Source organism: Streptomyces sp. NPDC004788 (assembly GCF_053601115.1).
In genome coordinates, this window is record NZ_JBSGBF010000018.1 from 59,661 (window position 1) to 83,710 (window position 24,050).

The 24,050-nt window shown below is 72.9% G+C and carries 17 protein-coding genes; 14 read left to right on the forward strand and 3 right to left on the reverse strand.

What is annotated here, in order from left to right; translation table 11 throughout:
- Positions 1-5: 5 nt before the first annotated feature.
- From ACWEJX_RS11245 to ACWEJX_RS11270, 6 genes are all read left to right on the forward strand, one after another.
- A complete protein-coding gene (locus ACWEJX_RS11245; protein ID WP_451607223.1) occupies positions 6-932 on the forward strand; it encodes an oxygenase MpaB family protein in 927 nt (308 codons plus the stop codon).
- Positions 908-3,055, forward strand: coding sequence for a tetratricopeptide repeat protein (locus ACWEJX_RS11250; RefSeq protein WP_451607224.1), 2,148 nt, complete (start codon positions 908-910; stop codon positions 3,053-3,055). The genes ACWEJX_RS11245 and ACWEJX_RS11250 overlap by 25 nt, the downstream gene beginning before the upstream one ends.
- A gap of 58 nt (positions 3,056-3,113) precedes the next feature.
- On the forward strand, positions 3,114-4,667 hold the full coding sequence (locus ACWEJX_RS11255) for a phytoene desaturase family protein (protein ID WP_451607225.1): 1,554 nt from the start codon (positions 3,114-3,116) through the stop codon (positions 4,665-4,667).
- Between the two features lie 192 nt (positions 4,668-4,859).
- Positions 4,860-5,888: an L-threonine 3-dehydrogenase gene (gene tdh, locus ACWEJX_RS11260; protein ID WP_451607249.1), complete on the forward strand. Its 1,029-nt coding sequence runs from the start codon at positions 4,860-4,862 to the stop codon at positions 5,886-5,888.
- Positions 5,889-5,906: 18 nt separating this feature from the next.
- The gene (locus ACWEJX_RS11265) at positions 5,907-7,106 is read left to right on the forward strand and encodes a glycine C-acetyltransferase (RefSeq protein WP_451607226.1); all 1,200 of its coding nucleotides are present in this window, start codon (positions 5,907-5,909) and stop codon (positions 7,104-7,106) included.
- Between the two features lie 4 nt (positions 7,107-7,110).
- Positions 7,111-8,019 carry a LysR family transcriptional regulator gene (locus ACWEJX_RS11270; RefSeq protein ID WP_451607227.1) on the forward strand — a complete coding sequence of 303 codons (909 nt, stop codon included), beginning with the start codon at positions 7,111-7,113 and terminating at the stop codon, positions 8,017-8,019.
- A gap of 31 nt (positions 8,020-8,050) precedes the next feature.
- Here the strand turns inward: ACWEJX_RS11270 and ACWEJX_RS11275 are convergent, their stop codons facing one another.
- Entirely contained in the window at positions 8,051-9,880 is a 1,830-nt protein-coding gene (locus ACWEJX_RS11275) for a serine hydrolase (protein WP_451607228.1), read from the reverse strand.
- Between the two features lie 98 nt (positions 9,881-9,978).
- Here ACWEJX_RS11275 and ACWEJX_RS11280 point away from each other — a divergent pair, with 98 nt between their 5' ends.
- The 5 genes from ACWEJX_RS11280 to ACWEJX_RS11300 all read left to right on the forward strand — a co-directional run bounded on the left by ACWEJX_RS11280 (position 9,979) and on the right by ACWEJX_RS11300 (position 15,696).
- A complete protein-coding gene (locus ACWEJX_RS11280; RefSeq protein WP_451607229.1) occupies positions 9,979-11,088 on the forward strand; it encodes an NAD(P)H-dependent flavin oxidoreductase in 1,110 nt (369 codons plus the stop codon).
- Positions 11,085-12,662: an acyl-CoA synthetase gene (locus ACWEJX_RS11285; protein ID WP_451607230.1), complete on the forward strand. Its 1,578-nt coding sequence runs from the start codon at positions 11,085-11,087 to the stop codon at positions 12,660-12,662. Before ACWEJX_RS11280 ends, ACWEJX_RS11285 begins: the two co-directional genes overlap by 4 nt.
- 84 nt (positions 12,663-12,746) lie before the next feature.
- Positions 12,747-13,487 (forward strand): hypothetical protein, encoded by a 741-nt coding sequence (locus tag ACWEJX_RS11290; protein WP_451607231.1) that lies wholly within the window; start codon positions 12,747-12,749, stop codon positions 13,485-13,487.
- A gap of 135 nt (positions 13,488-13,622) precedes the next feature.
- On the forward strand, positions 13,623-14,495 hold the full coding sequence (locus ACWEJX_RS11295) for a S1 family peptidase (protein WP_451607232.1): 873 nt from the start codon (positions 13,623-13,625) through the stop codon (positions 14,493-14,495).
- A gap of 91 nt (positions 14,496-14,586) precedes the next feature.
- Entirely contained in the window at positions 14,587-15,696 is a 1,110-nt protein-coding gene (locus ACWEJX_RS11300) for a calcium:proton antiporter (RefSeq protein ID WP_451607233.1), read from the forward strand.
- 34 nt (positions 15,697-15,730) lie between these two features.
- Here ACWEJX_RS11300 and ACWEJX_RS11305 read toward each other — a convergent pair whose 3' ends face one another.
- Positions 15,731-18,187, reverse strand: a complete 2,457-nt coding sequence (locus ACWEJX_RS11305) for a penicillin acylase family protein (RefSeq protein ID WP_451607234.1) — start codon at positions 18,185-18,187, stop codon at positions 15,731-15,733.
- A gap of 199 nt (positions 18,188-18,386) precedes the next feature.
- On the opposite strand from ACWEJX_RS11305, the gene ACWEJX_RS11310 reads away from it, so the two are divergent.
- Positions 18,387-19,946, forward strand: coding sequence for a fatty acyl-CoA synthetase (locus tag ACWEJX_RS11310; protein WP_451607235.1), 1,560 nt, complete (start codon positions 18,387-18,389; stop codon positions 19,944-19,946).
- A gap of 78 nt (positions 19,947-20,024) precedes the next feature.
- Here ACWEJX_RS11310 and paaK read toward each other — a convergent pair whose 3' ends face one another.
- Positions 20,025-21,323 carry a phenylacetate--CoA ligase PaaK gene (paaK, locus tag ACWEJX_RS11315; protein WP_451607236.1) on the reverse strand — a complete coding sequence of 433 codons (1,299 nt, stop codon included), beginning with the start codon at positions 21,321-21,323 and terminating at the stop codon, positions 20,025-20,027.
- 333 nt (positions 21,324-21,656) lie between these two features.
- Between paaK and ACWEJX_RS11320 the strand changes: the two genes are divergently transcribed.
- Positions 21,657-22,817: a type III polyketide synthase gene (locus tag ACWEJX_RS11320; RefSeq protein WP_451607250.1), complete on the forward strand. Its 1,161-nt coding sequence runs from the start codon at positions 21,657-21,659 to the stop codon at positions 22,815-22,817.
- A complete protein-coding gene (locus tag ACWEJX_RS11325) occupies positions 22,814-24,037 on the forward strand; it encodes a cytochrome P450 (protein WP_451607237.1) in 1,224 nt (407 codons plus the stop codon). Before ACWEJX_RS11320 ends, ACWEJX_RS11325 begins: the two co-directional genes overlap by 4 nt.
- The last annotated feature ends 13 nt before the right edge of the window (positions 24,038-24,050 follow it).

A 24,050-nucleotide genomic window follows, 5' to 3' on the forward strand; every position in this document is an offset into this window, starting at 1 on the left:
GAACCATGCGGCCCGACGCCACCACGCACGACCCCGACCCGGGGCTCTTCGGCCCCCGGTCCGTCACCTGGCAGCTCCACGGCGACCCCGTCATGTGGATCGGCGGGGTGCGCGCCCTGTACCTGCAGGCGCTGCACCCCGTCGCCGTCCGCGGAGTCATGATCAACAGCGACTTCCGGCGGGACGCCTGGGGCCGGCTGATGCGCACCGCGAGCTTCGTCGGCACCCTCACGTACGGCACCACGGAGGCCGCCGAGGCCGCGGGCGCCCGGGTGCGGAAGATCCACCGGCTGCTCGGAGTCGACGACCCCGAGCTGCTGCTCTGGGTGCACTGCGCCGAGATCGACTCGTACCTCCACGTCGTCCGCCGCTCCGGCATCCCGCTCACCGACGCCCAGGCCGACCGGTACGTCGACGAACAGCGCACCTCCGCCCGGCTCGTCGGCCTCGACCCCGCCACCGTGCCCGGCAGCACCGCCGCCCTCGCCCGCTACTTCCAGGACATCCGGCCACAGCTCGCCGCCGGGGACGACGCCCGCACCGTCGACGACTTCCTGCGCCGGCCCCCGGTCGCCCCGGCGCTGCGCCCCGCGCGGGAGGTGATCTGGCGGCGCGTGGCCGCCCTCGCGTACGACTCCCTGCCCCCGTACGCCCACGAGCTGTACGGCAGGCCCGCGCCGCCGCCCGCGACCGTCACCCGCCGGCTGACCGCCACGGCGAACCTGCTGCGCTGCGTGCCCGACCGGCTGCGCTGGCGGCTGCCCCCCAGGCACATCCTGCGTGCCATGGACCGGCTCGGACCCGACACCCGGCCCATGCCGTACAGTCTGCGCAGCGCGGCCGCCATACTGGACGAGCCGGGGAGGGAGCCGCACGGCAACAGGGCAAACGGGGGCGACAGCACGCGATGGCGGACACGGACACCAGGCTGATCCAGGGCCGGTACCGGCTGCACGAGGTGATCGGCCGCGGCGGCATGGGCGAGGTCTGGCGGGCCACCGACGAATCGCTCGGCCGGCGCGTCGCCGTCAAGTGCCTGCGGCCGCTGGGCCAGCAGCGCGACCCCGCCAACCTCGCCGTGCTCCGCGAACGCTTCCGCCGCGAGGCCCGCGTCGCCGCCGCGCTCCAGCACCGCGGCATCACCGTCGTGCACGACTTCGGCGAGTCCGACGGCGTGCTCTTCCTCGTCATGGAACTCCTCGACGGGCGCAACCTGAGCCAGCTCCTCAACGACAACGGCAAGCGGCCGCTGCCCGTCGGCGACGTCGTCGAGATCGCCGAACAGGTCGCCGACGCCCTCGCCTACACCCACCGCCAGGGCGTCATCCACCGCGACCTCAAGCCCGCCAACATCGTGCGGCTCGGCGACGGCACCGTGAAGATCTGCGACTTCGGCATCGCCCGCCTCGGCGCCGACATCGGCTTCACCTCCCGGCTCACCGGCACCGGCATCGCCATGGGCACCCCGCACTACATGTCGCCGGAGCAGATCGGCGGCGGTGAGGAGGTCGACCACCGCAGCGACCTCTACTCACTGGGCTGCGTGCTCTACGAGATGGCCACCGGGGCCCCGCCGTTCGACATGGACGACACCTGGGCCATCCTCATCGGCCACCGCGACACCACGCCCGCGCCGCTGCGCAGCCACCGCCCCGAACTGCCCGGCTACCTCGACCTGGCCGTGCTCGACCTGCTCGCCAAGTCCCCCGAGGGCCGCCCGTCCGACGCGGCGGAACTGCGCGAACGGCTCACCTCCGGCCGGCACAGCGGCGCCTGGAGCCTCACGCCCCCGGCGCCGCCCGCCCTGCCCGGCTGGGCCCGCGCCATGGGCACCGGCCGCACCGCCGTCACCACCCTCGCCGGCCGGGCGGCCCCCGCGTACGACCCGGCCAGCGCCCTCACCGGCGCCTGGACCCGCGCCCTCGCGCCGACACCGGAACCGGCGCCCGCCGCCGACGGCCCGCCGACCGGCGAGCTCGTCGCCGTGCTCGCCGGACGGCACCGGGCCGGGCTCGGCCTGGGCCGGCTCGGCCGCTGGGCGGAGGCCGCGGACCTGCTGCGCACGGTCGTCCGGGACCGGACGCACGTCCTCGGCGCCGACCACCCCGACACCCTCGCCAGCGGCTACGAACTCGGCTTCGCCCTCGCCCGGCTCGGCCGGCCCTCCGAGGCCCTCAGCCGCTTCGCCGCGGTCGCCGAGGGCCGCGCCCGCACCCTCGGCACCGACCACGCCGACACCCTCGCGGCCCGCCAGGAGACCGCGTACGTGCTCGGCGGCCTCGGCCGGCACGCCGAGGCCCACTCGGTGTACGAGGCCGTGCTCGCCGCCCGCGAACGCACCACGGGCGCCGACCACCCGGACACCCTGCGCTGCCGGCACAACCTGGCCTGCACCCTCGGCCGGATCGGCCGCGTCACCGAGGCGTACGCGACCGCCCGCGAGGTCGCCGACGCCCGCACCCGGCTGCTCGGCGCCGACCACCCCGACACCCTCGCCACCCGCCACGAGATCGGCCACGCCCTCGGCCGGCTCGGCCGCTGGTCCGACGCCCTCACCCAGTACCGCGAGGTCGCCGAGGCCCGCCGCGCCGTCCTCGGCCCCGACCACCCCGACACCCTCGCCGCCCGCTACGAGACCGGCATCTGCCTCGGCCGCCTCGGCCGCGCCGACGAGGCCACCACGCTCTACCGCGAGCTCGCCGCCGCCCGCACCCGCGTCGACGGCGCCGACCACCCCGAGACCCTGCGCGCCCGCCACGGCCTGGGCGTCAACCTGGGCCGCCTCGGCCAGTGGGACGAGGCCCTGACCGAGTCGCGCGCGGTCCTCGACGCCCGCACCCTCGTCCTCGGCCCCGACCACCCCGACACCCTCGCGAGCCGCCGCGAAACGGCCATCGCCCTGGGCCGTCTCGGCCGTTGGCCCGAGGCCCTCGACCAGTACCGCCACCTGACCCGGACCCGCACCCGCCTCCTCGGCCCCGACCACCCGGACACCCGCGCGGCCCAGGCCGACGAGGGCTACTGCCGGGAGCGGCTGGCGGCCGGGGGCACGTAGCGGCCCCGCCCCCGCACGCCATCTGGTGGGACCCGGCCGTCGGGTGCTAGCAAGGGGCATGACCGCACCGCAGAGCTCCTACGACGCCGTCATCGTCGGCGGCGGACACAACGGCCTCGTCGCCGCCGCCTATCTCGCCCGCGCCGGGCGCCGGGTCCTCGTCCTCGAACGGCTGGGCACGACCGGCGGGGCCGCCGTCTCGACGCGGCCGTTCCCCGGGGTGGACGTCCGGCTGTCCCGCTACTCGTACCTCGTGTCGCTGCTGCCCGAGAAGATCGTCCGGGACCTCGGGCTGCGCTTCGCGGTGCGCAAGCGCTCGGTCGCCTCGTACACCCCGTACGGCGACTCCGGGCTGCTCGTCGGCAGCGACGACGCCCGCACCCGCGCCTCCTTCGCCGCGCGGACCGGCTCCGACCGCGAGTACGAGGCCTGGCAGGGCTTCTACGGGCGGACCGCGCGCGCCGCGCGCCGGATCTTCCCCACGCTCACCGAACCGCTGCCGACGCGTGACGCGCTGCGCGCCCGGGTCGACGACACGGAGACCTGGGACATGCTCTTCGAGCAGCCCATCGGGGCGGCGATCGAGCGGCACTTCGCGGACGACCTGGTACGCGGCGTCGTCCTGACCGACGCCCTCATCGGCACCTTCGCCGACGCCCACGACCCCTCGCTGCTGCAGAACCGCTGTTTCCTCTACCACGTCATCGGCGGCGGGACCGGCGACTGGGACGTCCCCGTGGGCGGCATGGGCGCGCTCACCGACGCCCTCGCCGACGCGGCCCGCGCCGCCGGGGCCACGATCCTCACGGGCCACGAGGCCACCCGGATCGACACCGACGGCACCCGCGCCGAGGTCGCGTACCGCACCGCCTCCGGCGAGGGCGTCGTCGGCGCCGGCCACGTGCTCGTCAACGCCTCCCCGCAGGCGCTCGCCGGACTGCTCGGCGACCCGGCCCCGGCCCCGGCCGAGGGCGCGCAGCTCAAGGTCAACATGGTGCTGACCCGGCTGCCGAGGCTCCGGGACCGCGCCGTGGATCCGCGCGAGGCGTTCTCCGGCACCTTCCACATCGCCGAGGGATACCGGCAGTTGGGCACCGCGTACGCCGAGGCCGCCGCCGGCGACCTGCCCGGCGCGCCGCCGGCCGAGATCTACTGCCACACCCTCACCGACCCGAGCATCCTCGGCCCCGAGGCCACCGCCCGCGGCTACCAGACCCTCACCCTGTTCGGCCTGCACGCGCCCGCCCGGCTCTTCGCCGCCGACCCCGACGGCGCCCGCGAGGCCCTCCTCAAGGCCACCCTCGACCAGCTCGACGCCGTCCTCGACGAGCCGATCGCCGACTGCCTGGCCCGTGACGCCGACGGCCGGCCCTGCATCGAGGCGAAGAGCCCCGTCGACCTGGAACACGAACTGCGGCTGCCCGGCGGCCACATCTTCCACCGCGATCTCTCCTTCCCCTTCGGGGAAGGACCAGAGGGCACGTGGGGCGTCGAGACGGACCGTCCCAACGTCCTGCTGTGCGGCGCCGGCGCCGTCCGTGGCGGCGGCGTGAGCGGCGTCCCCGGACACAACGCGGCCATGGCGGTGCTCGGCGCCCCTCGAAAGCAGTAGCGGAACCGAAGGCGTCCGAGGTTGACGCCGCACCGCTCCCGCCAGGGGCGTGAAGCTGATCTGCGAGCGCGCTTAAGAAAACCTCGATGGACCACGAGCCCGACGTACGGAAGATTTCCTTCCAGAGATCTTGGGTGCTTCGCCGCGCCCGGACCCGGACATCACAGGACACGTACGTCGGGAGCCGTGACATTGAAGGCGCTGGTCAAGCAGAAGGCGGAGCCGGGACTCTGGCTCACGGACGTGCCCGAGCCGGAGTACGGCCCCGGTGACGTTCTGATCAAGGTGAAGCGGACCGGAATCTGCGGCACCGACCTGCACATCCGCTCCTGGGACGGCTGGGCGCAGAAGACCATCGCCACGCCGCTGACCCTCGGCCACGAGTTCGTCGGCGAGGTCGTCGACACCGGCCGCGACGTCGCCGACATCAAGGCCGGCGACCTCGTCAGCGGCGAGGGCCACCTGGTCTGCGGCAAGTGCCGCAACTGTCTGGCCGGCCGCCGCCACCTGTGCCGCGCCACCGTCGGCCTCGGTGTCGGCCGCGACGGCGCCTTCGCCGAGTACGTCGTGCTGCCCGCCTCCAACGTGTGGGTGCACCGCGTCGAGGTCGACCTGGACGTCGCCGCGATCTTCGACCCGTTCGGCAACGCCGTGCACACCGCGCTCTCCTTCCCGCTCGTCGGCGAGGACGTGCTGGTCACCGGCGCCGGCCCGATCGGCATCATGGCCGCGGCCGTCGCCAAGCACGCCGGCGCCCGCAACGTCGTCATCACCGACGTCAGCGAGGAGCGCCTCGCCCTGGCCCGCAAGACCGGCGTCTCGCTCGCGCTCAACGTCGCCGAGCAGACCATCGCCGACGGCCAGCGCACCCTCGGGCTGAAGGAGGGCTTCGACGTCGGCCTGGAGATGTCCGGCAACCCGCACGCGATGCGCGACATGGTCGCCAACATGACCCACGGCGGCAAGATCGCCATGCTCGGCCTGCCCGCCGAGGACTTCGCCGTCGACTGGGCGCGGATCGTCACCTCGATGATCACCATCAAGGGCATCTACGGCCGCGAGATGTTCGAGACCTGGTACGCCATGTCCGTCCTCCTGGAGGGCGGCCTCGACCTCTCCCCGGTGATCACCGGCCGCTACGACTACCGCGACTTCGACGCCGCGTTCGACGACGCCGCGTCCGGCAAGTCCGGCAAGATCATCCTCGACTGGACCGTCTGATCCTCAGGAGCACCTGACATGTTCGATTCCGTACGCGACGGCATCCGCGCCACCCTCGACGAGATCCAGCAGGCCGGTCTGCACAAGCCCGAGCGGGTCATCGGCACGCCGCAGTCCGCGACCGTCGCCGTCACCGCCGGGGGCCGTCCCGGCGAGGTGCTGAACTTCTGCGCCAACAACTACCTCGGTCTCGCCGACCACCCCGAGGTCATCGCCGCCGCCCACGCGGCCCTCGACCGCTGGGGCTACGGCATGGCGTCCGTCCGCTTCATCTGCGGCACCCAGGAGGTCCACAAGGAGCTCGAGGCGCGCCTGTCGAGCTTCCTCGGCCAGGAGGACACGATCCTCTACTCCTCCTGCTTCGACGCCAACGGCGGCGTCTTCGAGACCCTCCTCGGCGCGGAGGACGCGGTCATCTCCGACGCCCTCAACCACGCCTCCATCATCGACGGCATCCGCCTCTCCAAGGCCCGCCGCTTCCGCTACGCCAACCGCGACATGGCGGACCTGGAGCAGCAGCTCAAGGAGGCCACCGCGGGCGGCGCCCGGCGCAAGCTGATCGTCACCGACGGCGTGTTCTCCATGGACGGCTACGTCGCGCCGCTCGACGAGATCTGCGACCTGGCCGAGCGCTACGACGCCATGGTCATGGTCGACGACTCGCACGCCGTCGGTTTCGTCGGCCCCGGCGGCCGCGGCACCCCCGAGCTGCACGGCGTGATGGACCGCGTCGACATCATCACCGGCACCCTCGGCAAGGCCCTCGGCGGCGCCTCCGGCGGCTACGTCGCGGCCCGCGCCGAGATCGTCGCCCTGCTGCGCCAGCGCTCGCGCCCGTACCTGTTCTCGAACACCCTCGCCCCGGTGATCGCCGCCGCCTCCCTGAAGGTCATCGACCTCCTGGAGTCGGCCGGTGACCTGCGCGAGCGGCTGAACGCCAACACCGAGCTGTTCCGCCGCCGGATGACCGAGGAGGGCTTCGACATCCTCCCCGGCGACCACGCCATCGCCCCCGTCATGATCGGCGACGCCGCCGAGGCCGGACGGATGGCCGAGCTGCTCCTGGAGCGCGGCGTGTACGTGATCGGCTTCTCGTACCCGGTCGTGCCGCAGGGCCAGGCCCGCATCCGCGTCCAGCTCTCCGCCGCTCACTCGACGGACGACGTGAACCGGGCCGTGGACGCGTTCGTCGACGCGCGCGCCGCCCTGCGAGACTAGGGGCATGATCGAAGCGCGGCGGCTGCACATCCTCCGGGCGGTGGCCGACCACCGCACCGTCACGGCGGCAGCCGCCGCGCTCTACCTCACGCCCTCCGCCGTCTCCCAGCAGCTCGCCGCCCTGGAGCAGGAGACCGGCCACCGCCTGGTCGACCGCAACGCCCGCGGCGCCCGGCTCACCCCGGCCGGCGAGATCCTGCTGAGCCACGCCAACGCCGTCCTGGCCCAGCTGGAGCGTGCCGAGGCCGAGCTGGCGGCGTACGGCTCGGGCGAGGCCGGCACGGTCACCGTGGCGGCCTTCGCCACCGGCATCGGCCTCGTCGTCGCCCCCGCCATCGGCGCCCTCGCCCGCACCGCCCCCGGCATCCGGGTGCGGGTGCGCGACGCGGAGGGCGACGAGAGCCTGCTGATGGTCCTGGACCGGCAGGTCGACGTGGCCGTCGCCGTCGAGTACCGCGGGGCGCCCGGCGAGGACGACGCCCGGCTCACCCGCGTACCGCTCTACGCGGAGCCGTTCGACGCGGTCCTGCCGCCGGACCACCCGCTCGCCGCCGGGGATCGCGTCGCGCTCGCCGACCTGGCCAAGGACGCCTGGATCGGCCAGTCCGCCGGCAACCCGTGCCATGACGTGACCGTCCTCGCCTGCGAGTACGCCGGCTTCGCGCCCAGCCTGGAGCACATCTCCGACGACTTCCGCGCCGTCGTCGCCCTCGCCGCGGCCGGCGCGGGCGTCGCCCTGGTGCCCCGCTCGGCCCTGCGCGGCACCGACCTCACCGACGTCGTCGTCCGCCCGGTCGACGGCGTCGCCCCCACCCGCCGCGTCTTCGCGGCGGTACGGCGCGGGGCCGAGCAGCACCCCCTGATCCGCCCGGTGCTCGACGCCCTGCGCGCGGCGGCCGTGACGGGCGCCTGACCGGCCGGCCCGCGTCCTCGGCCGGGTCCGCTCAGTCCGCCGAGGCCGTCCACCCCACCGGCTCGATCCGCGCCCCGTCCGCCGGGCGGGCCTCGTCGAACAACGGGGCCCCGGTCGCGTCGAGGACCCGCAGCCCGTCCACGTACACGCCGCGCCCCACGTAGCGCCGGTCGGTGGTGTACCGCCAGCGCAGCCGTACGGGCCCGGGCGACCACGCCGTCAGGTCGGCGGTCAGCTCGTGCCAGACCCGGCCCGACCAGCCGCCGACCGAGCCGGTGGGATGGTCTGTCGGACCGTTCGTGGTGAAGGGCACGGGGGACCAGTGCGCGCCGCCGTCGGCCGACGCCTCCAGGACGGCGGCGTCCGCGCCGGGTTCGGTGTCCCACCACAGGGCGCAGGCGAGGCGGGCGGCGCCGGGGACGTCGGGCAGGGTGAGGGTCGCGGTGGTGCCGCTCGCCATGCCGGAGAACCAGGCCCGGCGACCCCGGGCAGGGCGCACCGGCACGGCGCGGGCCAGGGCGTCGGCGGTGGCGACCCGGGGCGCGGAGCCGGAGCGCCAGGTGCGCACGGGGTGCACGGAGTTGCCGAGGACGATCAGGAACGCGTCGGTCGTCGGGTCGAGGACCAGGCTGGTGCCGGTGAAACCGGTGTGGCCCGCCGTGCGCGGGGTGGCCATCGCGCCCATGTACCAGTGCTGGTAGAGCTCGAAGCCGAGGCCGTGCTCGTCGCCGGGGAAGGCGGTGTTGAAGTCGGTGAACATCAGCTCCACGGAGGCGGGGGAGAGGATCCGGGCGTCGCCGTACGCCCCGCCGTTGAGCAGCGTCCGGGCCAGGACCGCCAGGTCCCAGGCGCACGAGAACACCCCGGCGTGGCCGGCGACCCCGCCCATCCCGTAGGCGTTCTCGTCGTGCACCTCGCCCCACACCATTCCCCGGTCGAGCCCGGACCAGGGCTTGCGGGCGTCCTCCGTGGCGGCGATGCCGGGGCGCCAGGAGAGCGGTGGATTGAAACGGGTGCGGTGCATCCGGAGCGGAGCGGTGATCTCGGTTCGGAGCAGGTCGTCCAGAGCGTGACCGGTGATCTCCTCCAGGATCAGCTGAAGCGTGATCAGGTTCAGGTCCGAGTAGAGATAGACCGTCCCGGGCGGGTTCGCCGGCACCTCCTGCCACAGCAGCCGCAGCCGCCCCTCCCGTGTCGGCTCCTTGTAGAGCGGGATCCAGGCCCGGAACCCCGTGGTGTGCGTGAGCAGCTGACGGACCGTGATCTCCTGCTTGCCGCCGCCCCCGAACTCCGGCAGATACGCCGTGACCTTCCGCTCCAGCTCCAGCGCCCCGCGCTCGATCTGCTGCACCGCCAGGATCGACGTGAAGAGCTTGGAGACGGACGCGAGATCGAAGACCGTGTCCTCGCGCATCGGGATCTGCTCGTCGGACGGCAGCTCCACGCCGGTGTCGGTCTTCTCGTCGTACGCGGAGTAGCGCACGGCCATGCCGATCGGCCGGTGCAGCGCGACCGTCCCGCCGCGCCCCGCGAGCAGCACCGCGCCCGCGTACCAGGGGTGCGCGGGGGAGGGGCGCAGGAAGGATTCGGCATCCGTGACGAGCCGGTCCAGGTGCTCGGGCAGCAAGCCGGCCCGCTCGGCCGTGCCCCGCCGCAGCACGGTCCGCCGCGCCCCGCCGAAGCCGATCAGCGGGGGCCCCTCGCCCCCGCCGCCCGGTTCGGGGGCGGCCCCGGCGGCCCCGGCCGTCCCCGGCACCGTACCGATCATCAGCGCACCTCCCAGCGCGAGCAGTCCGCCGCCGAACGCCCGGCGGCTCGGTCCCGTACCCCCGTACCCCGTTGTCCTCGTCGACTCCGTCATGCGCAGCCTCTCCCACCCGGCCCGCCGTCCCGAAACAATCTGACACTGCATCAGAAAATCTCTTCCCTCGGCACACCGGCTGCGGCACCATGCCGCCCATGAAGACGGAGCTGAGTCGGAAACTGGGGATCGAGCACGCCATCTTCGGCTTCACGCCCTTCCCCGCGGTGGCCGCCGCCATCACCAGAGCCGGCGGATTCGGCGTCCTCGGCGCGGTCCGCTACACCGCACCCGAGGACCTCGCCCGCGACCTCGACTGGATGCAGGACCACACCGACGGCCTGCCCTACGGCCTCGACGTCGTCATGCCCGCGAAGAAGGTCGAGGGCGTGACCGAGGCCGACGTGGAGGCGATGATCCCGGCGGGGCACCGGGAGTTCGTCCGCGCCACGCTCGCCAAGCACGGCGTCCCCGAGCTCGCCGAGGGCGAGGCGTCCGGCTGGCGCATCACCGGCTGGATGGAACAGGTCGCCCGCAGCCAGCTCGACGTCGCCTTCGACTACCCCATCAGACTGCTCGCCAACGCCCTCGGCTCGCCGCCCGCCGACGTCGTCGCCCGCGCCCACGACCACGGCGTCCTCGTCGCCGCCCTCGCCGGCAGCGCCCGGCACGCCCGGCACCACGCCGAGGCCGGCATCGACATCGTCGTCGCCCAGGGCTACGAGGCCGGCGGCCACACCGGCGAGATCGCCTCCATGGTGCTGACCCCCGAGGTCGTCGAGGCCGTCTCCCCGCTGCCCGTCCTCGCCGCCGGCGGCATCGGCAGCGGCGAGCAGATCGCCGCCGGACTCGCCCTCGGCGCGCAGGGCGTCTGGCTCGGCTCGCTCTGGCTCACCACCACCGAGGCCGAACTCCACTCCCGAGCCCTCACCGACAAGCTCCTCGCCGCCGGCTCCGGCGACACCGTCCGCTCCCGCGCGCTCACCGGCAAACCCGCCCGCCAGCTCCGCACCGAGTGGACCGACGCCTGGGACGACCCGGCCGGACCCGGCACCCTGCCCATGCCGCTGCAGGGGCTGCTCGTCGCCGAGGCAGTCTCCCGGATCCAGAAGTACGAGATCGCCCCGCTGCTCGGCACCCCCGTCGGCCAGATCGTCGGCCGGATGAACAGCGAGCGCAGCGTCCAGCAGGTCTTCGACGACCTCACCCGCGGCTTCGACAAGGCCGTCGACCGGATCAACCGCATCGCCGGAAGGAGCGCGCAGTGAGCGAAGGACCGTGGGGGTCCCCCCGGACGAGGTCCGGGGGAGGATTCTGGTCGCAGGCCGCCGCCGACCCCGACCGCGTCGTCCTCGTCGCCCCCGACGGGGAGGAGTGGACCGCCGGGCGGCTGCTCGCCGATGTCAACCGGCTCGTGCACGGACTGCGCGCCGCCGGTCTGGAGCGCGGCGACGCCTTCGCCGTCGTCCTGCCCAACGGCACGGCCTTTCTGACGGCCTGTCTCGCCGCCACCCAGGCCGGGTTCTATCTGGTGCCCGTCAACCACCACCTGGTCGGTCCCGAGATCGCCTGGATCGTCGCCGACTCCGGCGCCAAGGTCCTCATCGCCCACGAACGCTTCGCCGAGGCCGCGGCCGGCGCCGCCGACGAGGCGGGGCTGCCGGCGGCCGTACGGTACGCGGTCGGCGAGGTCCCCGGCTTCCGCCCGTACGCCGAACTCCTCGCCGGACAGCCCGAGTCCACACCCGCCGACCGCACCCTCGGCTGGGTCATGAACTACACCTCCGGCACCACCGGCCGCCCCCGTGGCATCCGGCGACCGCTGCCCGGCAAGCTCCCCGAGGAGACCCACCTCGGCGGCTTCCTCGGCATCTTCGGCATCAAGCCCTTCGACGGCAACGTCCATCTGGTCTGCTCGCCGCTCTACCACACCGCCGTGCTCCAGTTCGCCGCCGCCGCCCTGCACATCGGCCATCCGCTCGTCCTCATGGACAAGTGGAGCCCCGAGGAGATGCTGCGGCTCATCGAGACCCACCGCTGCACGCACACCCACATGGTGCCGACGCAGTTCCACCGGCTGCTCGCCCTGCCCGAGGAGACCCGCGGCCGCTACGACGTCTCCTCCATGCGCCACGCCATCCACGGCGCCGCGCCCTGCCCCGACCACGTCAAGCGCGCGATGATCGAGTGGTGGGGGAGCTGCGTCGAGGAGTACTACGCGGCGAGCGAGGGCGGCGGCGCCTTCGCCACCGCCGAGGACTGGCTGAAGAAGCCCGGCACGGTCGGCCGTGCCTGGCCCATCAGCGAACTCGCCGTCTTCGACGACGACGGCAACCGGCTGCCGCCCGGCCGGCTCGGCACCGTCTACATGAAGATGAGCACCGGCGGATTCCGCTACCACAAGGACGACGCCAAGACGGCGTCGAACCGCATCGGCGACTTCTTCACCGTCGGCGACCTCGGCGTCCTCGACGAGGACGGCTATCTCTTCCTCCGCGACCGCAAGATCGACATGATCATCTCCGGCGGCGTCAACATCTACCCCGCCGAGATCGAGTCCGCCCTCCTCGCCCACCCCGCCGTCGCCGACGCCGCCGCCTTCGGCATCCCGCACGCCGACTGGGGCGAGGAGGTCAAGGCCGTCGTCGAACCGGCCGAGGGCCACGCCCCGGGTCCGGAGCTCGCCGCCTCGGTCCTGGCCCACTGCGAGAGCCGGCTCGCCTCCTACAAGCGCCCCAAGTCGGTCGACTTCATCGCGCACATGCCCCGCGACCCGAACGGCAAGCTCTACAAGCGCCGGCTGCGGGACCCGTACTGGGAGGGGCACGAGCGTCCCATGTGACGGCGGGATCGCCGGCGTTCCGCCCTCCCCTAAGATCACTTAGGTCTTGATCAACATCGACGGATCCTGGGGGAATCGGCGGACATGAGCGCATGGCGGACGACCGCGGCGGTGCTGGCCGTGGGGCTGGCCCTGGCCGGCTGCGGCACGCAGCAGCAGACGGAAGGGCAGCCGGGGGAGCACGGCACGGCCGCGACGCCGACGGCGCAGCGGTCCGGCACGGTGAGTGGTGACGGGTCGGCGGCGCAGGAGCTCGCCGCCGACCCCGGCACCCGCTACACCAAGGTCGTCGTGCCGACGACGATGGAGGGCCAGGTGTGCGACGAGGGCGACGGCGGCTTCCACTTCGGCAGCGACCTCGACATGAGCGTCACCGGCGACGACGGCCTGAAGGAGATCGAGAGCGACGGCGGTGACATCGCGGACGAGATCTCCTGCTCGGGCAGCCCCCAGATCATCCTGCGCAAGGGCACCCGGTCGGCTGCGGCGCCCACGTTCACGGCGCGGACGAAGCTGTACGAGAAGATCCAGGACCCCAAGGCATCCCTGGACAGGATCTTCGGCCACTCGATGCACCTCGAAGAGGGCTACGGCCGCAACCTCGTCGGCAAGCCGCAACTCGTCACCACCCGCACCATGGTGATCAAGTGTCAGCAGAACGTCACCGACACGTTCCCCATGACCACCTGCCTGTGGGCCAACTACGGGGCGGCCGGCGTCCTCGACTTCTTCCCCTTCGACGGGCAGTACATCCCGGTCGCGTCGGCCTCCCGGCTGACCCAGGACTTCGTCACCCGCGCACTCGGTCTCCCCGCCGGGTCCTGACCGACGCTGCCGCCGCGTGGCTTCGCCCAACGCGGCGGCAGGTACGCCCTCTTGTCAGGCGCACCGAAGCTTTCAAGAATGCTCATGACAACCGGAGGATCTCCGGTTGCACATGATGCAGAGGGGAACCCCCACATGAAGAAGCCTCTCGTCGGTGCCCTGCTCGCCCTGCTCCTCACCGGAGCGGCGGCAGCCCCGGCCGTGGCGTCCGCACCGTCGGACACGGTCGCACAGGCCCCGGCATCCGCGCCGCGCGGCGCGTCCACGACGGTCGCCGCCGTCGACTTCGCCGGCACGGTCGCGCTCAGCAACTGTTCCGGGTCCGTCGTGCGCATGCCCAACTCCCAGCCGAACGACTACGCGCTCGTCCTCTCCAACGGCCACTGCCTGGAGACCGGCTTCCCGGCGCCCGGCCAGGTCGTCATGAACAAGCGCTCCACCCGCTCGTTCACGCTGCTCAACTCGGCCGGTACCGGTGTCGGCACGCTGCGCGCCAGCAAGATCGCGTACGGCACGATGACCGACACCGACATATCGATCTACCAGCTGACCAAGACGTACGCGCAGATCCAGAGCACGTACGGGATCAGCGCCCTCACGCTCGACGACACCCACCCGGTGGCGGGCACGCCGATCACCGTCGTCTCCGGGTACTGGAAGCGGACCTACAGCTGCGACATCGACGGGTTCGTCTACCGCCTCGAAGAGGGCGACTGGACCTGGAAGGACTCGGTCCGCTACACCTCGACCTGCAACACCATCGGCGGCACATCCGGCTCGCCGGTCATCGACCGGAACACCGGCAAGGTCGTCGCCGTCAACAACACGGGTAACGAGGACGGGCAGAGCTGCACCGTGAACAACCCGTGCGAGGTCGACGAGAACGGCAACGTGACGGTCCGCCAGGGCATCAACTACGCCCAGGAGACCTACCAGATCGTCCCCTGCGTCGGCCCCGGCAACGTGATCGACCTGAACCGCCCCGGCTGCGTCCTGCCGAAGCCGTAACACCCCACAGGCTCACCCGCCTCTGTCCGCCGCGTACGCACGGTACGCGGCGGACAGAGGCATTTCTCCCCATTGTGGCAGGATTCGGGGCATGAGTTCGAGCACCGCAGCACTGGCACGACAGTGGACCACCTGGGGGCCGGTCGTCGCGGCCGTCGGCCTCGCCCTCGGCTGGGGGCGCGACCATCTCCCCGGCTTCGCGGTGGTGCTGATCGCGCTCTGCCTCTTCGCGGCCGTCCTCTCCGCCGTCCACCACGCCGAGGTCATCGCCCACCGCGTCGGCGAACCCTACGGCTCCCTCGTGCTCGCCGTCGCCGTCACCGTCATCGAGGTCGGACTGATCGTCATGCTGATGAGCGGCGGCGGCGACAAGGCGACCAGCTACGCCCGGGACACGGTCTTCGCCGCCGTGATGATCACCTGCAACGGCATCGTCGGCCTCTCCCTGCTCGTCGGCGCGCTGCGCAACCGGGTCGCCGTCTTCAACGCCGAGGGCTCCGGCGGCGAACTCGCCATCGTCTGCACCCTCGCGACCATGACCCTGGTCCTGCCGACGTTCACCACGACCCACCCAGGCCCCGAGTTCTCCTCAGCGCAGCTGGCCTTCGCAGCCGTCTCCTCGCTCCTCCTCTACGGGGTGTTCGTCGCCGTCCAGACCGTCCGGCACCGCGACTACTTCCTGCCGGTGCCCCGGCCCGGCCAGGAGGGCCGGGCGGCGGAGGAGGAGCACGCCGAGCCGCCGTCCCGGGGCGAGACCTGGTTCAGCCTCGCACTGCTCGTGGTCGCCCTGGTCGCCGTCGTCGGCAACGCCAAGCTCGTCTCGCCCACCATCGAGGACGCCGTCGCCTCCGCCGGCCTGCCCAAGGCCGTCGTCGGCGTCGTCATCGCCCTCATGGTGCTGCTTCCCGAGACGCTCGCCGCGGTGCGCGCGGCGAGCCGCGACCGGATGCAGACCAGCATGAACCTGGCGTACGGCTCCGCCATCGCCAGCATCGGCCTGACGATCCCGTCGATCGCGCTCGCCTCGGTGTGGCTGGAGGGACCCCTGATCCTGGGTCTGGGGCCCCTCCACATGGTGCTGTTCGTGCTCACGGCGGTGGTGAGCGCCCTGACCGTGGTCCCCGGGCGCGCCACCCTCCTCCAGGGCAGCGTCCATCTCTCGATCTTCGCCGCCTTCGTGTTCCTGTCGTTCAGCCCCTGATCGGCCGGTGAATCGGCCCGTGATCAGCCCCTGATCAGTTCCTGACGACCACCACCCGGAGATCCGGCGAGCGCAGGATGTCCTTCTCGCAGAACCGCGAGGTCACCCAGCGCTCGTCCGAGAACAGCCGCGTCTGGTCGCTGTAGTGCGGCGAGGCGGGGTTCGAGGACTGGGAGTACGTCAGCAGGGTGCGGGCCACCGGGCAGCGGCTGCCGTCCCAGCCGACCGCCTGTATGTGGCTGGAGCCGTGCGCGACCTCCGCGTAGCCGCCGGCCGCCGGATTCCAGACGGCCTCCGTCTTGTTCCAGACGCCGAGCGCCTCGGTACCGCCGCCGACCGGCATCCGCACCCCGTTCCGCACCACGAAATGGTGCTCACCGAGCGGCGCGTCGAGCGGTATGCCTGCGGCCCGCAGCTCCGCCACCGCGTCCTTGAGCGCCTTGGCGAAGGCGGGGGAGCCGGTGTTGAGCGTGTTCGGGGTGCGTACCGGGTCGGCCGCCGAGAACGGCACCCGCCACTGCTCGGCCGGCGGTGCCGCGGCCGTGAACCGCCGCCAGAAACGGTCGAAGAGCAGCGCGCCCCTGCTGTCCGCGTCCGCCGTGCGGTCCCAGGCACCGAGCACGCGGCACGGCTCCGGGTCGCCGGGGAGCACCGTCGCACAGGCGCGGGCGGTGTCCGTCGCGGCCAGATCGGCGGCCGGGACCCGGTTCGCGAACTGCTGCCGCTGCAGATCGGCCACGGTGAGACCGCCGCGCGCGGCCATCGCGGCCACGTCCTCGACGGCGCCCCGGGTACGCAGCGAACGCGGAGTGCCGATGTTGCCGAACACCCGCTCGTAGCCGGCGAACGGCCGGTCGGCGTTGGCCAGCCAGGCGCTGTCGTTGGAGTTCTCCACGTAGGGGGCGTCCCGCAGCACCGGCATCCGCGCCGGCCCGAAGATCCCCGGCTGCACCGCGTCGGGATCCGAGCCGGGCACACAGTCGCCGCGCGAGCCGTCGAGCACCGCGAAGCCCGAGGACGGATACGTCGCCCGGCCGAGCGGCGTCGAACAGCGCGCCACGAGGTCGTCGGTGATCCGCGGCAGCACCTGCGCCTGCGCGAACAGCGTGTGCCCGGCCGCGTCGGCGGCGATCGTGTTCACCCACGGCAGGCCCTGCGTACCGGCCAGGGCCTTCACCATGTCATCGGTGGAGCGGGACTTCGCGAGGCCGAGGGCGGTGTCCGAGGCCCGCAGGTTGGCGGCGTTGGGGTCGTTCATCGCGAAGGCCGTCGTCGCCGTCCACGGCAGCGGCAGCCCGGTGCCGATCCCGGTGACGACCGGTCCGTACCGGGTCCACCACTGGGTACGGGTGACCGGGGCGCCGTCCTTGACCGCGACCGTGACCGTGCGCGGGGTCATCCGCTCCGGCCTGCCGTCCACGAGATACGCGGTGGGGTCGGCCGGGTCGAGGGTCAGCTGGTGCATGTTGAGCGCGACACCGGTGGCGACCGTGTGGCTCCACGCCACCTTGTCGTTGAAGCCGATGCTGACGAGCGCCGAGCCGAGCAGGGTGGCGCCGGAGACGTTCAGCTCGCCCGGGATGGTCTGCTGCGACTGCCAGAAGCGCCGGCCGCCCTGCCACGGGTAGTGCGGATTGCCGAGCAGCAGCCCGCGCCCGCCGGCCGTGGTCGAGCCCTGGAACGCGACCGCGTTGGAACCCATCGTCGAGTTCTCCGCCGAGAACAGCTCGCGTGCGGCGGCGGCGGTGCGCGCGGGATCGGGGGACTCCGCGGCGCGGGCCGCGCCGGGCGCGCCGGGTGCTACGGACGTGGCGGGCGCGGCGGCCGTGGCGGGGCCGGCGGGCGCGGCCGGGGGCTGGGCGACGGTGATGCCGTCCACGGCCCGGCCCTCGCCGCCGAGTACCGACAGCGCCCAGCCGCGCCGCGCCACGTCGAGCGCGGTGACCGGGCGGACCCACTCCTGGCCCGCGCAGGCCGGATCCGTGATCCGGTTCTTCCTCAGCCAGGCGTTGTAACCGGCCGCCCAGCCGCGCATCAGCTCCTTGACCTGCCGGCTCGGTCCGGCGGGCGCCGGCGTGGCGACCAGCGCCTCGACCGTGCCCGCGTCCTTCACGCCGCGGAAGAAGAGGTCGCTGGAGAGGTTCTTCGACGCCGCCGACAGGGAGCCGTCGGGCGCGGCGTCGGCGCCGAACCAGCGGGAGCGCTCGCCGTCGAGGGTCACGAAGCCGTCGGCGAGGGTGCACACCTGGTCGGCGGCCTGCGCCCAGCCGGTGCCGAAGCCGAGGTTCGCGTAGTCCTTGGCGACGATGTGCGGGATGCCGTACTCGGTGTACCGGATGACCGCCGACAGGCCGTGGTCACGCGCCTCCACGTCCGCGGCGGCGGTGGCGGCGCCGGCGGAAGCGGGCAGCGAGGCGGTGACGGCGGCGAGGGCCGTGCCGAGGAGCGCGAGGCGTTTCAGTCTGGCGGGGAAGAAGGTGCGGAGGTGCAAGGTGCCTCCCAACGGACAGCAGATGACTGCGGGTTGAACCATCACACACCGCTGAGCGCACGCTCTTCAACATCCCGTTCGGTATCTCAGGGTCCCTTCCGGGTACTCCCGGAGAGGCGGCTCCGGGAACCCCGGAAGGACGCCCCAGGGCCGTCCGGGTACTTGACCGGCCGCCCCGCCCCGCCGAGGATCTCCAGCCATGGAGCGCATGGACCGCACGGACCCGCAACTGCTCACCGGAACGGTCGACGACGTGCTGCGCACGAGCGCCAGGCGCGTCCCCGACCGGATCGCCGTCCGGTACGGCGAGCGGACCTGGACGTACGCGGAGCTGGACGTCGCCGTCACCAAGGCGGCGGCGGTCCTGCGGGAGCGCTGGGGGCTCCAGGAGAACGACCGGGTCGCCACCTACGCCCACAACTCCGACGCCTACCTCGTCGCGTTCCTCGCCTGCGCCCGCGCCGGCCTCGTCCACGTACCGGTCAACCACCACCTCACGGGCGACGACCTCGCCTACGTCCTGCGTCAGTCGGGCAGTTCGCTGGTTCTCGCCGATCCGGCTCTCGCCGGCCGCGTGCCCGACGACTTCTCCGTACGGCCGCTGCGGGACACCGAGGACTCGTTCCTCGCCGCGCTCGCCGAGCCCGCGCTCGCCGAGCCCTCGCTCGCCGGGCCCGCGGCCGGGATCGACTCGTACCAGGCGGACCGGGACGCCCGCGACCTGGTGCAGCTGCTCTACACGTCGGGCACCACCGCCCTGCCCAAGGGCGCGATGATGACCCACCGGGCCCTGGTCCACGAGTACGCGAGCGCGATCGAGGCGCTCGACCTGCACGAGGACGACCGGCCCGTGCACGCGCTGCCGCTCTACCACTCGGCCCAGATGCACGTCTTCCTGCTGCCGTACCTGGCGGTCGGCGCCGAGAACACCGTCGTCGACGGCCCCGACCCCGCCGTCCTCTTCGACCTGATCGTGTCGGGCCGCTGCGACAGCCTGTTCGCGCCGCCCACGGTCTGGATCGGCCTCGCCGGACACCCCGAGTTCGCCGCCCGCGACCTCTCCGCCCTCCGCAAGGCGTACTACGGCGCATCGATCATGCCGGTTCCGGTCCTGGAGGGCCTGCGCGGCCGGCTGCCCGCCCTCCGCTTCTACAACTGCTTCGGCCAGTCGGAGATCGGTCCCCTCGCCACCGTCCTCGGCCCGGACGAGCACGAGGGCCGGATGGACTCCTGCGGCCGCCCGGTCCGCCATGTCCGGGCGCGGATCGTCGACGAGCACGGCAAGGACGTCCCGGACGGCACGCCCGGTGAAGTGGTCTACCGAAGCCCCCAGTTGTGTGAGGGCTACTGGGACAAGCCGGAGGAGACGAAGGAAGCCTTCCGTGACGGCTGGTTCCGCTCGGGCGACCTCGCCGTCCGGGACGCCGAGGGCTACTTCACGGTCGTCGACCGGGTGAAGGACGTCATCAACTCCGGCGGCGTCCTCGTCGCCTCCCGCCAGGTCGAGGACGCCCTCTACACCCACCCCGCAGTCGCCGAGGCCGCCGTCGTCGGCCTCCCCGACGCCCGCTGGATCGAGGCCGTCACCGCCTTCGTCGTCCCCCGCGCCGACGTCACCGAGGCCGAACTCCTCGCCCATGCCCGCGAGAAGCTCGCCCATTTCAAGGCCCCGAAGCGGGTGATCCTCATCGACAGCCTGCCGCGCAACGCCAGCGGCAAGATCCTCAAGCGGGAGCTGCGCGAGCGCTACACGGACTGACCCCCCGCGCCGGACCGGCCGGCCCTCCCGGACCGGCCGGCCCTCCCGGACCGGCCGGCCCTACGGCACCGGCCGCTCCTACCGCTCCTGCGGGTCCTCCCGCAGGTCCACGATCCGCTTGATCTTGCCCACGCTCCGTTCCAGCGTCTCCGGGTCGACCACCTCCACCGTCACCGAGACGCCGATGCCGTCCTTGACCGCCGTGGTGATCGCCCGCGCCGCCTCCGCGCGCTGTTCCGGGGTCGCCTCCGGGCGGGCCTCGGCCCGGACCGTGAGCGCGTCGAGGCGGCCCTCCTTCGTCAGCCGGAGCTGGAAGTGCGGGGCCACGGCCGGCGTGCGCAGGACGATCTCCTCGATCTGGGTGGGGAAGAGGTTCACCCCGCGCAGGATGACCATGTCGTCGCTGCGGCCGGTGACCTTCTCCATCCTCCGGAAGACGCGCGCCGTGCCCGGCAGCAGCCGGGTCAGGTCCCGGGTGCGGTAGCGGACGACCGGCATGGCCTCCTTGGTGAGGGAGGTGAAGACCAGCTCGCCCTGCTCCCCGTCCGGCAGCACCTCGCCCGTGATCGGGTCGACGACCTCGGGGTAGAAGTGGTCCTCCCAGATGTGGAGCCCGTCCTTGGTCTCCACGCACTCCTGCGACACGCCCGGACCCATCACCTCCGAGAGGCCGTAGATGTCGACGGCGTCGATCGCGAAGCGCTCCTCGATCTCCCGGCGCATGGCCTCGGTCCACGGCTCCGCGCCGAATATGCCGACCTTCAGGGACGTGCCGCGCGGGTCGACGCCCTGGCGCTCGAACTCGTCGAGCAGGGTGAGCATGTACGAGGGCGTCACCATGATGATCTCGGGCCGGAAGTCCTGGATGAGCTGGACTTGGCGGGCCGTCATGCCGCCGGACGCCGGGATGACCGTACAGCCGAGCCGTTCGGCACCGTAGTGCGCGCCGAGCCCGCCGGTGAACAGGCCGTACCCGTAGGCCACGTGGACCTTGTGGCCCGGCCGGCCGCCGGCCGCGCGGATCGAGCGGGCCACCACGTCGGCCCAGGTGTCGAGGTCCCGCTGGGTGTAGCCGACGACGGTGGGCCGGCCGGTGGTGCCGCTGGAGGCGTGCAGGCGGCGGATCTCGGACTGGTCGACGGCGAACATCCCGAACGGGTAGTGCTCGCGCAGATCGGTCTTGGCGGTGAAGGGGAAGCGGGCCAGGTCGGCGAGCGAGCGGCAGTCCTCGGGCCGTACCCCCGCCTTGTCGAAGGACTGCCGGTAGAACGCCACGTTCTCGTAGGCGTGCCGCAGGGTCGCGCGCAGCCGCTCCAGCTGGAGCGCCTCCAGCTCGTCGCGGCTCAGCCGTTCGCCCGCGTCCAGCAGTTCGGTCATGCCCCACTCCCTCGCCTCACGCGCATACCGCGGTGCCGTCCGACGCAAAACGGACGACCGATCATTCGGTAGATCTTTACGGGGTCAGTAAAGCCGCTCGCCCCCCGGGCTTGGCAAGAGTCCGAGACGGGTTTTCTCCGCTCGCACACCTGCCTGAACCGCCGAGCGTACGGCCCGCGCCCGAAGGTCACGAACCCGCGGACGAAGATCACACATTCGGGTGTGATTGTCCCCGCGAACGCCGGAACGGCGCGCCCCGAGGGAAAGCGGAACAGAAGATGTGGCCGTCCGGCTTCCCTCCCCACCCCCGGACGAATGGAACGTCAGACCGTCATGCCTGTCCTGTGCCGTCCCGCCGTCGCCGTGCCCGAACACACGATCACCCGGCAGGAGACCCTCGACCTGGCCCGCACCCTGCACGCGGGACACGAGTCGCTGCCGCTCGTCCTACGCCTGATCGCCAACACGGGCGTCGCCAAGCGGCATCTGGTGCAGCCCATCGAGGACACCCTCGCCCACCCCGGCTTCGAGGCCCGCAACGCGCGCTACGAGACCGAGGCCAAGGCCCGCGTCCCCGCCGTCGTCACCGAGGCCCTGCGCAACGCCGACCTCGCCGCCCGCGACATCGACCTCATCGTCTACGTCTCGTGCACGGGCTTCATGATGCCCTCGCTCACCGCCTGGATGATCAACACCCTGGGCTTCCGCAGCGACACCCGGCAGCTGCCCATCGCCCAGCTCGGCTGCGCCGCCGGCGGGGCAGCCATCAACCGCGCCCACGACTTCTGCGCCGCCTACCCGGGCGCCAACGCGCTGATCGTCGCCTGCGAGTTCTGCTCCCTGTGCTACCAGCCCACCGACCTCGGCGTCGGCAACCTGCTGTCCAACGGCCTCTTCGGCGACGCCGTCGCCGCCGCGGTCGTCCGCGGCTCCGGCGGCACCGGCATCCGGCTGGAGGCGAACGGCTGCCACCTGGTTCCCGACACCGAGGACTGGATCGCCTACCGGGTCCGCGACACCGGCTTCCACTTCATGCTCGACAAGCGCGTCCCCGGCACCATGGAGCAGCTCGCCCCCGCCCTCGTCGACCTCGCCGCCCGGCACGGCCGGGACGCCGGCCGCCAGGACTTCTACATCGTCCACGCCGGCGGCCCCCGCATCCTCGACGACCTCGGCACCCACCTGGGCGTCGCCCCCGAGCTGTTCCGCTTCAGCCGGGCCACCCTCACCGAGTACGGCAACATCGCCAGCGCCGTCGTCCTCGACGCGCTGCGCCGGCTCTTCGACGAGGGCGGCCCCGAACCCGGCGCCACCGGCATCCTGGCCGGCTTCGGCCCCGGCATCACCGCCGAGGTCTCCCTCGGCAGCTGGACCGTGACCGGGGCCCTCGTGCCCCCGCGCCACGAGACCTTCCCCCAGGACATCCCCGACCTGGTTCCCTCCGACCTCCCCTTCGACAGCGCTCTCCCCACGACTGCGGCGGTGGCTTCATGACCACGACCACGAACCCCGACACCACCGACGAGCCCCAGGTGCACTTCTGGGCCGTCCCCGACCTCACCGGCCTCGACTTCGACCCGCTCCTCGCCAAGCTCCTCCACGAGGACCCGGTCACCCGGGTGCGCCTCCCGCACGGCGAGGGCCACGCCTGGCTCGTCACCCGCTACGAGGACGTCAAATTCGTCTCCGTCGACCCGCGGTTCAGCCGCCAGGCCGTCTACGGACGCTCCATCACCCGGCTCGCCCCCCACTTCATCCCCATGGAAGGCGCCGTCGGCTTCGCCGACCCGCCGGACCACACCCGGATGCGCCGGGTCGTCGCCCGTGCCTTCAGCGCCCGCGCGCTGCGCTCGCTGCGCGACCACGCCCAGGACGTGATGGACCGGCTGCTCGACCGGCTCGAACGGCAGGGCCCGCCCGCCGACCTCATGGAGCTGGTCAACCGGCCCTTCCCGCTCGCCATGGTCAGCGAACTCATGGGCGTCCCCGAGGGCGACCAGCCGCTGATGGCGAACTGGTCCGACACCATCATCTCGGCCGGCGCGGGCCGCGAGGCCAGCGAGCGCGCCAAGGGCGAGATGGGCCGCTACTTCGCCGAACTCATCGCCCGCAGCCACGGCACCGGCAAGGAGTTCCTCGCCGCCGTCCTCGCCGACGCGATCGACGACGACACCCTCGACGAGCAGGAGGCCGTCGGCCTCGCCGTCCTCATCCAGATCGGCGGCGCGCACGCCGTCCGCAACAACAGCGCCAACATGGTCTACGCGCTGCTCACCCACCCCGAGCACCTGGCCCGGCTGCGCGCCGAACCCGCACTGCTCCCGCAGGCCGTCGACGAGCTGCTCCGCTACATCCCGCACCGCAACGCCGTGGGCCTCTCCCGGATCGCGACGGAGGACGTCGAGGTCGGCGGGGTCACGATCCCCCAGGGCGACCCCGTCTACGTCTCCTACCTCACCGCCAACCGCGACCCCGCCGTCTTCGCCGAGCCCGAGAAGCTCGACTTCGACCGCGGCTACAACCCGCACGTCGCCTTCGGCCACGGCCCGCACTACTGCCCCGGCTCGGCCCTCGCCCGCATCGAGTCCGAGATCCTCCTCGACACGCTGTGGACCCGCTTCCCGGACCTCCGCCTCGCCATCCCCGAGGAGGAGATCCGCTGGCAGCGCGGCGCGCTGATCCGCGGCCCCGAGACCCTGCCCGTCACCTGGTGAGAGGACCGACGCC